This is a genomic window from uncultured Methanobrevibacter sp. (assembly GCF_900314615.1).
In the GTDB taxonomy this organism is placed as follows: Archaea; Methanobacteriota; Methanobacteria; order Methanobacteriales; family Methanobacteriaceae; genus Methanocatella.
In genome coordinates this window covers 16,814-32,408 of sequence record NZ_OMWA01000021.1, presented here as the reverse complement: position 1 = coordinate 32,408, position 15,595 = coordinate 16,814, and the positions used below count along the sequence as shown (strand labels likewise).

Here is a 15,595-nt window from a genome sequence, read left to right as displayed (position 1 = left end):
TTAAACAAAAAATATTTTTATCTCCAAAATCATAATTCAATGATAAAATTTTAAACAATATCTTTTTTTATAAAAATTCAGCCAACAAAAGTTCAGATTATATATAAAACTATAAATAGAATGTCTAAAATAAATATTAAATATATTCAAAGAATACTTAAATTGAATATAATTTAAATTAATACATGTGATAATAATGAAGTACAGAAAAATTTTACTTGCAACGACAATATTAGTTGCAATACTTGCAATTGGTGCAGTCAGTGCCGCTGATGATTTAAACGAAACACAAGATTCAGCTGCATTAACTCACGAAGAGGACAACATCATTGCAGATAACATAAATGATGACAACATCAGTGATGATGAGACAATAGAGGAAGAATATGAAAATCCTCCAGATTATTCAATTTATGTTCCTGAAAAATACACAATCAGCGAACATGAAACAGAAACATTCATATCCTGGGATTTCTGGGATTATGGAAGCGGAGGAATTCTTGACGTTTATGTAGACGATGCTAAATTATATTCAGCAAAGATAGATGAAAAACCTGATTTCAGTCTGACCCCAGATGATTTAGGCCTTGAGATGACCTACAGGACATACAAAGTCAATGTATCCTATCATGATGATGACACATACGACGGATTTAATCAGACATATACCCTTATCGGAAACTGGGGCTTTAAAGCATATCCGCAAGATGAAATTGAAGGATTTTTAAGATACGGAGATGACCTGCCAATCGATATAGTCTTACGGGATGCGCAGGGAGACGTTTCCTATACAGTCAACGGGAAAAAATACACAATAAGCAAAGATGAAATAGACAAAAACTATGAAGAATTCTCATATGCCATTTTAATATCACACGACCAGCTGAAAATTGGTGAAAACACATTGACATTCACTTACACAGGAAGCGACTATCCTAGTGATACAGATAAAATCGTACTTGACGTTTACCCTAGGATAATACTCAACGATACAGTAATTGATTTTGATAAAAAAACCAACGTATATCTCAATCTTCCGGCTGATGCAAAAGGCAGCCTAAATGTTTATGAAGCAATAATAAACGATGAAGAAGATACAATAGAATCATATAAACTTATTGGAACTTCACCGTTAAAGGACGGATTTGCAAGCGTTGACATTTCCGGTTTAGATTTAGGAAAACATGCAATTTATGCAAACTACACCGGAAGCGACTACACAGCCAGTCTTGGAGAATTTGATTACTCATACGAACCGTACCTTGAAGTGACACCTGCTGTTGAAGTTGCCTCCAAAATATATTCAAAAGACAAAAACTACCTTACAATCACACTTCCTGAAGCATATGAAGGAACATTGACATTAAACATTAATGGAGAAGAAAGAAGCGTCAATGTCAAAAACGGCAAAGGAAGCATTGAACTGTTTAACCTTGAAACTGAAGATAACACAGGAGCAGGATTCTGGTACATGGAGATGGAGTTAAGCTTTGAAAGTGAAAATTACACCTATCACAAATGGATTGGAGTCGGAGTTAACCTCATCGCTCCTGAATTTGAGCTGAACATTTCTGCAGCAGATGATCTTAAAGGCAGCGAATATTTCTACTATAGCACACACAACCTTCCAAGTGAAATCACAGGCAGTTTGAAAATATACATTGACGGAAAATTTGTTGAAACACAGGACATTGACTTGCAGGATTCATTGAACATCTCAGCACTTGATTTAGGCGAACACACACTTAAAATTGATTATATGGGTGATGACTACTACAAAGCTACATCAGCTGAAATCAAATTCAATGTTGTTGAGGTAATCATCGACATTGATGAAATAAACTATATCGGAACCTATCCGGACTACACACCTGACGGCAGAATTGCTGAAATCCGATCAATTTATGAAAACGGATACTACACCTTAATAGTTGACGGTAAAATCACAAACATGGACATTGCCGACAAACATACTGAAGTATATGCTGAAAACATGACCTACGGACCTCATGAAGTAGAAATAATCTACAGGAGCGGAAATACTGAAAAATCCGAAAAATCCCTCATAAATGCACAGTATGACCTTTCATACAACATTGAAAAATACAGCATGTACAGCTACGAGACAAATACCATTGAATTTAATGTGCCTCTTGAAGTTACCGGAAATCTGATAGTCACTGCAGATAAGGACTACACACTCCCAATAAGCAACGGAAAAGCTGTATTGAAACTTGCAAACCTGAGTGAAGGAGATCATGAGCTTAAAGTAAAATATGACGGTGACAAATATCCGGAACTGACAATAGATCTGGCAATACTCACAGTAGCTGATATCAAAAGAGAAATTACATCAAATATCCAAGACACTATGAGATACGGTGAAGAAATCATTTTCACCGTGAACGTTCCGGAATACATAAACGCAACACTCTACATTTACGACGATACTGACGGGAAAGTTGAACTTAAAAAAGTAAAAGTCATTAACGGTAAGGCTACAGCTTCAATAGACAACCTCGGATTTGGAACCCACGACCTGATAGCAGAAGTTACTGACTGTGAAAGTGAAGACTGGCCTGAATACTACGCAGATTATTCCGAGCAGGTCAACATAATGCCACTTCTTAACGGAACAACTGAAATGTTATCCGAACATCTTACTCTCGGAGATTCTGTATCATTTAACGTCGAACTTCCAAAAGATGCCAACGGAAAATTATACTTATACCGTGAAGAGTATAATGAAACAAGCGAAGATTACTATGAGATTCCTGCTGGCGAATACCAGTTAGTCAACGGAAAAACAACTGCAACACTTGAAAAATACGGATTAGGAATCACAACATATAAAATCAAATATGATGACGCCAAGTACAATCTGGACACCTATGCAATATATTTAAATGTCCATCCGACATTCACATATCCGGAAAAAATGACTATTGGAAGTGACGAATACTTTATAATCAACCTCCCAGATGATGCGAACGGTATTCTTGAAGCATTTGGAGTGAATACAACCGTTAAAAATGGAGTGGGCAAAATATCCCTGTCCGGTCTTCCTAAAGGAGAAATATTCTCCCAAATAAAATATACCGGCGATAAAATCTACGGATCATACTACTCAGTAATATATGGTGACGGATACATCATAACCGTTACAAATCCTCAAAGCAGCATTCAAATCACAAAATCAGATGACAAACTGACTGTAGAGCTTGATGAAGATGCAACAGGAGAAGTTATCCTAAATGCCGATGATAAATTCTATCATGCAACATTGGAAAACGGAAAAGCTACAGTTGATGTGGCTGATTTAAAATCAGATGAAAACGTGACATTTTCATACACAGGAGATGAAAAATATGCTTCTGTGAGCAAAAAATCTGTTAAAATCATCGAAAAGACCATGCAAGATGCAAACATGACAATAACCGCCCCAAATATCAATGAAGGCGAAATTGCAACTGTGACATTTAAAATCAACAGCAATGCAACCGGAAGCATCCTTGTTCAAGTTGCAGATTCAAACTACACTGCTGAAATCACAGACGGCAGCGCAAGCATAATTATTGAGAATCTGAAAGCCGGAAACTACACCGTAACTGCAACATATGGAGGAAACGAGAATGTTTTAGGCGACTCACAGACCGCATCATTTAAAGTAAGGGAAATTGAAAATGACATAAGTGAAGACATCATCCCTGTAAAAGATGCAGAAGCATCCAAAACACCTACTTACTCAATCAATCTGCCTGAAGACGCAACCGGTACACTTACAGTAACAATCGCCAACAAAACATACACTGCGGAAGTTGTAAATGGAAAAGCATCAGTTACAGCAGATGATTTACCTGCCGGAAACTATGAAGTTACAATTTCCTATTCAGGCGATGACAAATACTCTCCAATGCTTAAAACAGCAAACACAACCGTTCTTGTCGATGCCAAAATAGTTGCAAAAGACGCCTCAGTACTCTACACTGCCGGAAAATATTATTCAGTTACAGTATACGGAACTGACGGTAAAATATCAGGCAACGTTTCAGTTGTCTTTAAGGTTAACGGAAAAACATTCAAAACAGTCCTAACCAATGAAAAAGGTATTGCAAGCTTTAAGGTAACACAAATTCCAAAAACATACACTATCAAGGCAACTGCACTCGGCGAGTCAATAACCAAAAAGCTCACAGTAAGCCATATTGTAACACTTAAAAAGGTAACCGTTAAAAAATCAGCCAAAAAACTCGTCCTGCAGGCAACTCTCAAAAAGGTCAACGGAAAATACCTTAAAGGCAAAAAGATTACCTTCAAGTTCAACGGCAAAACCTACAAAGCCAAAACAGACAAGAAAGGAATAGCCAAGGTTACCGTAAAATCAAATGTCCTTAAAAAACTTAAAGTAGGCAAAAAAGTAACATATCAGGCAACTTATATGAAAGATACTGTCAAAAAAACAGTTAAAGTTAAAAGATAAGGATTCAATATCCTTATTTTTCTATTTTTTTAAAACCTTAATAACTCCAAAAACAATAAGTTTAACTATAACATTTTTGGAGATTAACATGAAAAAGACAATACTATTTGCACTTATTTTTATGACATTCCTGTCAATTGGAGCTGCAAGCGCCGAGGACAATACGACTGCAAGCCCGATTGAGGATGTTGAAATACTATACGACGATGCATACGGAGAAATTCTAACAGACAAAGACAGATACGACCTTTACGTCTACAATATACCGGACGAATGCGAAATCACCGAATTCGACTTATACATTGACAACAAGACTGTTGACTGGCATGGAAAGGACGCTGAAAAGGACACTTCATTCAGGCATTTTGAAGGCTACTACACCTATAACTTCACAAAATCCGAGCACACAATGAAGCTGGATTTTAAGGGAAACACCCACTACAGCCCCTATTCAAAAACAGTCACTTTCAATGCAACAGATGCAATCATCCACATTCCGGATGTCGTCACACAGGGAATTTATTCCAATAGAAACGTTGAAGTATTCATTTCAGACTGTGTTAAAGGAAACATTGAAATCTATGCAGACTCAAAGCTCTACAAGACACTATCAATTACGGATAAAAAATCATACAACTATCCTATTGATGATTTGACATTCGGCACACACAAAATAGAGGTTAGAGTAAACGGAGCATCCAAAACAAAGACAATTGATCTTACATACATCTTTGAAGCGGAAGTATATGGAAATGAGGTTGTAATGATTACACTGCCTTATGATACTACTAAAAAAGCCGAAGTCTACATTGACGGCAAAAAATACTCATATGACTCCAACGGAATACCGATAGCCGAAGCGGGAACACATTATCTTAAAGCAACCTATCCGGGAGACAGCAAGTATCCTAAAAAGACCATTAACATGACTTTTGAGATTGAGGAAACCCCTATGCTTATAGCTCCGAAAAACATCTACATGTATTATAAGGACTCAAAAAATGCGGTTTTCACATCACGTGCAATTACCTCACAGATTAAAGTGAGCATTTCCAAATACTCTACAAAAATCACACCGAAAAACGGTAAAGTCACATATAAGATTCCATCAGCACTCACACCAGGAAAATACACACTGACCGCTTATGATGGTGATATGCAGTGGGCACGTACAACAGTGACCGTAAAACATATCATAACACTTAAGGCAGTTAAAGTCAAAAAATCAGCCAAAAAGCTGACACTGCAGGCAACTTTGAAAAATTCCAAGCCAATCAAATACAAAACAGTTACATTCAAGTTCAACGGCAAGATATACAAGGCCAAAACCAACTACAAAGGAATAGCTAAAGTTACTATAAAAAAATCAGTTCTCAAAAAGCTCAAAGCAGGAAAGAAAATAACCTATCAGGCAGGATACGGAAAGGATATCGTTAAAAAAACCGCTAAAGTTTTAAGATAATAACAACCATATTTGTGTTTTTTCATGCAGTTGCACTTAGACAAGTTTTATTACACCTCATCAGTTATAGGCATGAATGATTACAAGACTGTTAACTTTGTAACTGTTATGGAAACTTATAGAAGTCAAAGGGTGAGAAAATGAACAACAAAGTGACATACGATTATGATTACAAAGGAGACTCATTATTCATATACTGCCTTGACAATTATGAATATGAAGTTTCACTTGAATTGGACAATGACGTAATATTGGATATTGATAATGAAGGCAAACCCGTCGCATTTGAATTTTTAAATGCATCTAAAGTATTTAATTTAGATAAAAGCAATTTCAATAATTTAGTTAAAATATGTATCCAGTCTGTTATTACCAAAGACGTAATTAAGTTAAAAGTCCAGTTAATAGTACCCGTCCACAATAAAACACAAACCTTTGATATGAACAGAACTGCAACAAATTTAAATGGACTTCCAGCATTGGAATCAGAACTAGTCACAGCATAAATCTTTCCTCAAAAAGCTCAAAGCAGGAAAGAAAATAACCTATCAGGCAGGATACGGAAAGGATATCGTTAAAAAAACCGCTAAAGTTTTAAGATAAGGATTAAAAATCCTTATCCCCATATTTTTAATCATTTTAAAAAATTAAACAGACCATAACCAACCCAGAAATTTTCATAATCATACAAACTTTTATTATAATCAAATCACATAATTTATTGTAATAGGTGAATTTAATGGATTTGATAGTAGCAAAATTTGATGGAAATGCGCTTAAAGACGGCTTAAAATTTAAAGATGCAGCAGAATCTGTCATAAAAGAACACATGAAAGGAAATCAGGTAGTAGTAATAGCTTCAGCAGCAAGTAACGCTACCGATGAATTATTAACCCTTTCAACTGAAGCGGCCGGAAATTTCCTCACAGACTCCCAGAAAGCTGAAATCATGGCAATGGGTGAAAGGACTAGTGCAAGACTATTGAAATCTGCTATCGAATCAAAAGGCTTTAAAGCTGAAGTTATCGACCCGTACAATGATTTATGGCCTATCATAACCGACACCAATTTTTTAGAAGCCAAAATTGACCTGGAACAGAGCCAGGCTAAAATCAACACATTAAAAATACTTTTAAATCAGGGAATCATACCGGTTGTCTGCGGATTTTTAGGAAAAGGACCTCACGGAGAAATAACAACTCTCGGAAGAGGAGGAAGTGACATTACAGCATTTCTGATTGGAAACTCACTGAATGCTGATGAAATTATCATCGTAAGTGACGTTGAAGGAGTAATGTCAAGTGATCCGACACAAATCGAAAAGGCGAAGCTTGTAAGAGAGATTTCAGTTGAAGAGCTTAGAAACCTCTCAACAAAAGGAGTTCAGCTCATACACCCTCACGCTTTAAAATATAAAACCAAAGACCTGAAAGCAAAAATAATTAACGCATCACATGTTGACCTGACAGCTGATGGAACTGAAATAATCGGTCCCTTTGATGATTCAACCCTCAAGACCGTTTCACTTTACGGATATCCCCTTTCAATCATAGCTCTTGTAGGAGACGAACTTCTCTCAAAAGTAGGGCTTCTTTCAAATCTGACTAGATATCTGGCAGAACATGATTTGAATATCTATAAAATATCAGTAGGGGACAATTCAATTACAATATTCATTGATAAAAAAGAGGCTCAAAGAGCATATCATATACTCCACGATTTTGTTTTAAAAAGCGACGTTTTCAATTCACTGTCCCTTGGAAAGGACACTGCAATGATTACCATCGTCAGCCTGGACATTATTGAAAAGCCGGGAATAATTTCTTCAATAACCGAACAGCTTAGAAAAAACAATATAAAAATAATTGAAATCAACTCATCACAGACTGCAATAGTCGTAATTGTCGACTGGGCAGATGGTGAAACCGCTAAAGATTTGATTGAAGAAATTTTAGAATAATAATTTAAAAAGAAATAGTTTTAATTTGACTCGCATGTTACAGCCCACTTCTGAAAGACCCGTCCATCCGATAGCTTTGTCAATGCAATACTTTTCCTTAACATTTAATGCAAATTTAAGTTTACCTTTTTAAACCTTTTTCAAAAATAAGATGTTTTTGAAAATCCATAGCAGAAACAGGTTTTTTCATTATAACATCACACTAAAAAAAAATAATAGATGAAAAAATCACCTATTATTCAATTTACCACTTTCCAACTCACTTCTGGAAAAATCAGTCAATTCAAGAGCTTTTTCAATACCTAACACATCTTTAATTTTAAGAGCTATGTTAAACTCTCCCTTTTGTATACCTTCATCAAAAACCACTTGTTTTTGATAGTCCATAGCAGTCATAGCTTTTTGCAAACCTATCACCTCTTCCAATCTAACTATATCTTCCAATGTTTTTGCATATTTGTGAATTATACATTTCATTTCAAGAATCAATTCGAATTTAAAGTCTTCAACATCAATTTTAACATCATCAAACAATGGACAGAGATATTCCAAAACAATCTCCTGACTTTTTGAAAACATCCTGGGAATCATTACCAAATTCATTGCTTCGACTCGCGTTAAAACTTCATTGTTATTTATTTTATCGACAAGATTAATTAATCTTTTCATGGCTTCCAAATTTTTATAAACAATGATTAATGGTTTGAAGATTAAAGTAGGCGATAGTGCAAATGCATTTTGACCAAATGAAGGCACATTATCAACAGTCAATACAGACATGACAGGCAATTCAGTTGCATATTCAAGATTGACACGGTAGCGGTTGATTTTTTCTATAGTGGCATTATTTACGGGACCGCTTTCATCTTCTCGGTTAACAACAAAAAGCTTATCTCCAATCTCTGCAAGATATGAGGAGTCGACCCTTGGCACAGATCAGTAACATCAGGATACTCATTGGCCATAGGGCCGACATATTTTCCGGGAAGGCCGAAAAATTCATGCAACACATCACCGGCATATACAGATTGGCGCTTTGCAAGTGAGTCCAGCGGCTTATCCATTCTTTTTATCGTTTTGTCATCGCACACGAATCCCTCCTTATATTTCCGGAAATATCTTTTTGTGCACATATTTACTATAAACAACAAAGTATATAAGTTTAATCTTTGAAATAAGAACAATTATACAAAATAAAACAATATTACACAATAAAAACAATATTAATGCCAAATAGAGAATTTTTAAGCAATAGCTGAAATCAGACAATACAAAAAATGCATTATGAAATAATGCAATCTACATCACCCACGTCAAAAAAATACAAAACAATCAAAAGACATTAAATAATAAAAATTAAAGTAAATTAAATTAAAGAAAAAAATAATGATTAACATTTAGTTAATCGTTAATGTAAAATAAAGCACTGAAAATTTTAACCTAAATTTGCATACTCTTCATCACTGACCGCTTCGAGCCATTCGCTTGAAGTGTCCTCTCCAGGAATTTCAAGAGCAATATGACTGAACCATGAATCGGCTTTGGCCCCGTGCCAGTGTTTGACACCAGGTCTTATTTCAATTACGCTTCCAGGCTTTAAGCTAACCGCTTCACACCATTCTTCCTGATACCAGCCTTCACCTGCAATGCAGATTAGAACCTGCCCTCCGCCGGTTTTTGCATGATGGATATGCCAGTTGTTTCGACATCCAGGCTCAAAAGTAACGTTTGCGATAAACATAAGATTATCCCCAATGTCTACAAGCGGATTGAGATATGATTTGCCTGTAAAGTACTCATCAAAGGCTTCGTTGAAAGCTCCTTTTCCAAATATGTTTTGTGTGTCAAAATCACTCATGTAAATTACCTCAAAATGTTGCGATTGTCAACAATCGATATTGTATAAAAAAATTCGAAGTGCGGCAGTGCAACTTCGAATCGGATTTTTCACGACTTGTTAATTAGTCATTATAATATAACTATTTTATAGCATATAAAGTAAATGGTTTGATGCAAAATTAAACATGATTATATAAATAATAAAAAATAATAATAGTAGTAGAGAGGTGATATGTGATGGATGATAAAAAGTACTGGACAGAATATTATGCGAAAAATTCAAAACCGACTGATGCATCATCATTTGCTGAATTTATTTTACCAAAACTGACTGAAGATAAAAACCTTATTGAACTTGGATGCGGAAATGGAAGAGACAGTATCTATTTTGCTCAAAACAACATTAACGTTACCGCAGTTGATCAGGTTCAAGAGGAAGTTGATTATTTAAATGAAAACCACAAGGAAGACAACATACATTTCATTGCAGGCGATTTTACAGACCTGAAAAATACAACATCCGAAGAGATTAAAAACACTGACTTTGATTACGTTTACTCAAGGTTTACCTTCCATTCAATCAACGAAGCAAAAGAGGACAGAACCCTTGACTGGATAGAAGAACACCTTAAAACTGACGGATGCTTTTTGCTTGAAGCCAGAAGCCTAAACGACCCTATGTTTAAACAGGGTGAAGCATTAAGCGAAACCGAAAACTTCACAACTCATTACAGAAGATATATGGATTTGGACAAGATTACCCAGAAGCTTGAATCCAGAAACTTCGAAATCATATATAAAATTGAAGACAACGACCTGGCAGTCTATAAGGACGACAACCCTTATGTAATAAGAATAATAGCCAGAAAATTATAACGCCAGAGATTTGTTTTTAAACAATCTCTCTTTTTTTATAAAAATAAGATTTGACAAATGAAATTAATTCATTTGTTCATAACTTAAAACCAGTTCCGATAAACTGAGCCACGTCACGGCCTGTATCATCACTGATATCAACATTAACTATGGATGATGTCCTTCCGCTTTTTCTGCATGTTGCTCTGGCTGTGAGCTTATCGCCCTTTGGAGCGGAGAGGTAATGGATATCAACCTGCTGAGCGACAGTGAGCTGATGGATCTGATTTGACAAAACTGCAAATGCAAAATCAGCGAGGGTAAATATTACACCACCCATGACACCGCCGTAAGCATTTTTATGCTCATCCGTGAGCTCCAGACTGCAGACAGCTTCCTCTTCTGTAAGTTCATCCAATGTTATTCCGGTATTTACTGCGAATTTGTCTTTGTAAAAGAATTCTCTTGCACTTTCTATTGTATCGAAATTAGCCATTTTAACACCAATAACTAATTTTAGAAATCATGTCTAATTAATCTTTTGAAAAGAGATTTTCACAATCAATATTAACCTCACAAAACATAAAATCATGTATGGAAAAATTAACTTTTAAGAAGGCCGAAAGAGCAGAATCCGGACTTATTTTAGAATACATCAGAAAGCTTGCTGATTATGAAAACAGATTAGATGAAGTCACAGCCACCGAAAGTGATATTGAAAAATGGGTTTTTGATGAAAATCGTTCAGAAGTGATATTTGCTAAGCTTAACGGTGAAACAATCGGATTTGCACTTTACTTTTTGAGCTTTTCAACATACATCGGAAACGTCAACATGCACCTTGAAGACCTTTTCATAGAGCCTGAATACCGTCTGAAAGGATACGGAAGGGCATTTTTTAAGCATCTCGGAAAAATAGTCCTAGAAAAAGGATACGGACGCATGGAGTGGACATGCCTTGAGGATAACCTCCCTGCAATCAGATTTTACAAATCAATTGGCAGTGAAAAAAAGGACTGGAACCTGTTTCATTTCAAAGGTGAAGAGCTTAAAAACTTTGCGGGCAAATAGATTTATACAACAAACATTATATATACATTGAAAGTAAAAGACTATAATAAGTGATAGCATGGATAAAAAAGAACTAGCCGTACTTGCGGTTATCATTATCATTGCTGCTTCGGTAGTTTCAATTGTTTTTGCACCCGACGCTAGCGGTGAATCCACAAGTATAGAAATATTAAACAAAAAAGACATTGGGGAGAACGGAACCGTATATGTTAAATTGAAAGACAGCTCCAATGGTCCTTTAAGCAATAAAACAATCCATATTAAACTTACAGACAGCAATAATCATGCCGTATATGAAAAAATAGTGCATACTCACTCCACTGGTGTTGCTATTGTCAAGCTGGAAAATGTCAGCGCCGGAAGCTACAACATCAACATTACCTTTGAAGGTGATGCAAACTACACAGGATGCAGCGTTTCACAGAAACTGAACATCAAGGGAGAAACTGTTGTTGATGAAGCGATTGAAAACAGCACAATCATCCAGGAAACTCTTGCAGATGATGACAGCACTCAGGACACACAGACCACTCCAACACAGTCCAGTTCATATACTCCGTCATATTCACAGTCTTCAAGTTCATCTTCCAGTTCACGTTCATCCAGTTCAAGCAGTGAACTGCCTACTTATGATGAAAACGGACGGGAGACACTTCCGGAATATGATGAAAACGGAAAAGAGGTATAGATTATGATTCCAGAATAGCTTTGACTATTTTGGAACCCTATTTATTTTTTTTAGAAATTTTTTTACAGACTCTGCAACTTCATGAGGATTCTGTCTTAAAATTGAATGAGTTAAGGCCATGGGCAAAAAGAATAGCTTCACCGTCGCCCGAATCATCAAAAAATATTTTTGTTGCATCACTCATTTTCAAAAATGTCATTATCTCACAACTAAAAGATTTATCAAAAAGTATTAATAAATATTTAATTAAAACATAACAATAGTTATATATACTAAGTCTTTGAAAATAATAACAGTAACAAAATTAAACATTAAAACAAAAAATAATATCGAGGAAAATACATGCAGAACAAGACAGGACTTTTTACAAATGCAGTGATATGGTTTGGAGTTGCAATTTCAGTTTCAGAAATCGAAGCCGGAATTCAGATAGGAAGCGTTCCCGAGCCGAATTCAATGTGGATTGCACTAATACTTGGACATCTTCTTGGAGGAATACTACTGTTCCTTGTAGGATATATCGGAGCATCAGTGAGGCTGAACGCAATGGAGATGACCTCATCGACATTCGGAAAATACGGATCCAAATTCTTCGCTGTCCTAAACGTTATGCAGCTTGTGGCATGGGTGGCTGTTTTAAACGCCCAGGGCGCATCTGCACTTGAAAGCCTGAATCTGCCTATTTCATTTGCAGTTACATGCATACTGCTTGCATCACTCATTGCAGTATGGGTTTATATGGGCCTTCAGAAAATGGCAAAGCTCACCACAGTAGTTATGGCCGTTCTTGTAGTGCTTCTTGCAGTTCTAACAGTCAGATTTATGGGATTTACCTCACACACTTACATGACAAATCCCACAGATTTAGGATTCTGGAACGTCTTTGAAATTTCAATTGCAATGCCTATATCATGGCTTCCGGTAATTTCAGACTACACAAAAGACGTTGAAAAGCCTGTTAAAGCAACAATGATATCTGCCATAGCATACACTCTTGCAAGCCTCTGGATGTACGTTATCGGAATTGAGATTGCAAACATTGGAGCCGGATACACAATAGCTCAGGCAATACTTCTTGCAAATCTCGGAACCACAGGAATTATTATCGTCGTTTTATCGACAATAACAACCAACTTCCTTGCTGCAAACTCCGCCGGAGAATCTGCAAAGGTCATATACAACAGACTTGAGCCGAAAAAAGTCGGAATCATAGTAAGCGCAATAAGTGCTGTGCTTGCAATTTCAGGGATAATGAACCACTACATAAATTTCCTGTACCTTATCGCATCGGTATTTGCGCCGATGGCGGCGGTGCTTCTTGTTTCATTCTACATTGGAGGGGACAATAAAGCAGGCAAAAAGACATGGTACTGGAACATGTTTGCATGGCTATCAGGTTTTATAGTCTACAATATTACAATAAATCTCGATTCAATTGTTCTGGGCCCGACACTTCTTGCAATAATCACATCAGCACTTCTTGCCTATGCAGGAGTGCTATTTAAAAAAAGAAGGAAAGTTGAAATGATTTAAAAAAATCATTTTTTAACTGTTATTTTGTTTTTAACAACACAACCGTTATAGCAGGTTCTGATTGTGTATTTGCCGATTTTAAGATTTTTAGGAACATTGAATACAGCAATTCCTTTGGAATTGGTTTTGACTGTAGCGGTTTTACCTTTAAGGGTTATTTTAATCTTTTTGCCATAAAGGGACTTGCCGGTGAATTTAACTAGTCTGACCTTGAACTTCATGGATTTCTTATATTTTTTTGAAACATCCTTAGTCTTGAAAAGGGATTTTACAGTAATCTTATGTTTGGAACTTACATTGCCCACATATGCCTTTACGACATAACTGCCAGGCTGGCGGTTAAACTTAAAGCTCGCATAACCGTTTTCATCGGTTTTGGTATTGATTTTTTTACCATTGAAAATGAATGTGACATTAACTGCTCCATAAACAGGATCGCCGACTGGATTTAAAACTCTAATCTGATAAACATTGCCTTTTGAATAGTAAACATTCAGATTACCTGCTTCAATCACATCAGGCCTCACGCGGGTCTTTTCAACAAAGTTCATGAAATCAATGAACTCTTTGGAATATGGGCGACTGCAGGGATTATCTGAAACATTGCTGTTCCAATCTGCCGGAGGAGCCTTAGGCACAGGTTGGTATTTTTCAATGAATGCCAATGGATCTTTAACGAATTCATCCCACAACGGATTTATCCGGGCAGGTGTTAAAATCTCAGAAGCATTCTGAGTCCGATTAGCGTCTGAGGAGTTTTTTCTCAAATCTGTGGAATTATCATTGTGAAATTCGATGCTTATATCCTCTGCACTATAATTTTTATCTGACGGTTTGTGAATCAAACTTCCGTTTTCATCAATACTCCACTCACCAGGACCATTTAAAGCCCAGTGATCGCCATAAGAAACATCATCTGAATCTGCGGACAAAACAGTTGAATTATCCTGAGCATACACAACAGATGCACTTAAAAGCAGAATGAGTGAAAATAAAAAAATCGCTTTAACATTCATAATATCAAATATATTTTACATGCCCATGATATTTAAAGATTATGAGCCTGAAAAATATATTCAAACCTATTTCATTTAAGTTAAAACTCCACCTTCCTTTGCCTTAATCATGAAATAGGTAAAGTAGAGGATGTTGCTGAATTCATATTCCCCACTATTTTTCACAGTAATCCGATAACAATTATTATCAAACTATGATAATTCCGCAATCACTGTATTAAACCAGAAGTTAAATATACTTTTTGTTTTAAATTAAAGCAATTTTATTAAGTTATAACAATTTAACTCAATGAAAACAATAATTGAAAACACGACAAAACATCAAATACCCTCTACTTAAGAAAAGTTCAAAATATATTTAAACAAATGAAAATTAATTAAATTACATATTAGCAATTATTAGTCTGAAAAAAATAAAACAAGGAAATCTATACGATTCCTTGTGAGAATATTGTGATACCAACCTACTTTCAAAAATCAATTATCCAATGAATATTCGGCAATGATTTTTTCAAAAATATTTTCATCAAATTCCAAACCCTTCATTTGATGAAATGCACGTAACCTATCTATTCCAGTCAAGGCGTAATAATCATTAATCCTTTCTCGAATTTTTTCATGTTCACTGTCAGTTGGTTTTTTTGACAAGAGAAACTGAAAGAACAATTTTTTGATTTAATTGACATTATTA

At 35.7% G+C, this 15,595-nt stretch carries 13 protein-coding genes; 8 read left to right on the top strand and 5 right to left on the bottom strand.

Annotated features, from left to right (window positions below; all coding sequences use genetic code 11):
• Positions 1–196: 196 nt before the first annotated feature.
• From QZN33_RS07890 to QZN33_RS07875, 4 genes are all read left to right on the top strand, one after another.
• Positions 197–4,480 carry an Ig-like domain-containing protein gene (locus QZN33_RS07890; RefSeq protein WP_296790725.1) on the top strand — a complete coding sequence of 1,428 codons (4,284 nt, stop codon included), beginning with the start codon at positions 197–199 and terminating at the stop codon, positions 4,478–4,480.
• A gap of 88 nt (positions 4,481–4,568) precedes the next feature.
• The gene (locus QZN33_RS07885) at positions 4,569–5,942 is read left to right on the top strand and encodes a hypothetical protein (protein WP_296790724.1); all 1,374 of its coding nucleotides are present in this window, start codon (positions 4,569–4,571) and stop codon (positions 5,940–5,942) included.
• Positions 5,943–6,082: 140 nt separating this feature from the next.
• A complete protein-coding gene (locus QZN33_RS07880; RefSeq protein ID WP_296790722.1) occupies positions 6,083–6,448 on the top strand; it encodes a DUF2283 domain-containing protein in 366 nt (121 codons plus the stop codon).
• A 233-nt stretch (positions 6,449–6,681) separates the two neighbouring features.
• Entirely contained in the window at positions 6,682–7,902 is a 1,221-nt protein-coding gene (locus QZN33_RS07875; protein WP_296790720.1) for an aspartate kinase, read from the top strand.
• A gap of 228 nt (positions 7,903–8,130) precedes the next feature.
• Here QZN33_RS07875 and QZN33_RS07870 read toward each other — a convergent pair whose 3' ends face one another.
• On the bottom strand, positions 8,131–8,835 hold the full coding sequence (locus QZN33_RS07870) for a hypothetical protein (protein WP_296790718.1): 705 nt from the start codon (positions 8,833–8,835) through the stop codon (positions 8,131–8,133).
• Positions 8,836–9,337: 502 nt separating this feature from the next.
• Positions 9,338–9,760, bottom strand: coding sequence for a cupin domain-containing protein (locus tag QZN33_RS07865; protein WP_296790716.1), 423 nt, complete (start codon positions 9,758–9,760; stop codon positions 9,338–9,340).
• Positions 9,761–9,978: 218 nt separating this feature from the next.
• On the opposite strand from QZN33_RS07865, the gene QZN33_RS07860 reads away from it, so the two are divergent.
• A complete protein-coding gene (locus QZN33_RS07860; RefSeq protein WP_296790714.1) occupies positions 9,979–10,617 on the top strand; it encodes a class I SAM-dependent methyltransferase in 639 nt (212 codons plus the stop codon).
• A gap of 76 nt (positions 10,618–10,693) precedes the next feature.
• Here the strand turns inward: QZN33_RS07860 and QZN33_RS07855 are convergent, their stop codons facing one another.
• Positions 10,694–11,092: a PaaI family thioesterase gene (locus QZN33_RS07855; RefSeq protein ID WP_296790713.1), complete on the bottom strand. Its 399-nt coding sequence runs from the start codon at positions 11,090–11,092 to the stop codon at positions 10,694–10,696.
• 98 nt (positions 11,093–11,190) lie between these two features.
• On the opposite strand from QZN33_RS07855, the gene QZN33_RS07850 reads away from it, so the two are divergent.
• From QZN33_RS07850 to QZN33_RS07840, 3 genes are all read left to right on the top strand, one after another.
• On the top strand, positions 11,191–11,667 hold the full coding sequence (locus QZN33_RS07850) for a GNAT family N-acetyltransferase (RefSeq protein ID WP_296790711.1): 477 nt from the start codon (positions 11,191–11,193) through the stop codon (positions 11,665–11,667).
• 58 nt (positions 11,668–11,725) lie between these two features.
• Complete coding sequence (locus QZN33_RS07845; protein WP_296790709.1) at positions 11,726–12,355, top strand: hypothetical protein; 630 nt, start codon at positions 11,726–11,728, stop codon at positions 12,353–12,355.
• Positions 12,356–12,697: 342 nt separating this feature from the next.
• Positions 12,698–13,888: a cytosine permease gene (locus QZN33_RS07840; RefSeq protein ID WP_296790707.1), complete on the top strand. Its 1,191-nt coding sequence runs from the start codon at positions 12,698–12,700 to the stop codon at positions 13,886–13,888.
• Between the two features lie 5 nt (positions 13,889–13,893).
• On the opposite strand, the gene QZN33_RS07835 is transcribed toward QZN33_RS07840, so the two are convergent.
• Entirely contained in the window at positions 13,894–14,904 is a 1,011-nt protein-coding gene (locus tag QZN33_RS07835; RefSeq protein WP_296790705.1) for a carboxypeptidase-like regulatory domain-containing protein, read from the bottom strand.
• Positions 14,905–15,381: 477 nt separating this feature from the next.
• A complete protein-coding gene (locus QZN33_RS07830; RefSeq protein ID WP_296790703.1) occupies positions 15,382–15,552 on the bottom strand; it encodes a hypothetical protein in 171 nt (56 codons plus the stop codon).
• Positions 15,553–15,595: the final 43 nt, after the last annotated feature.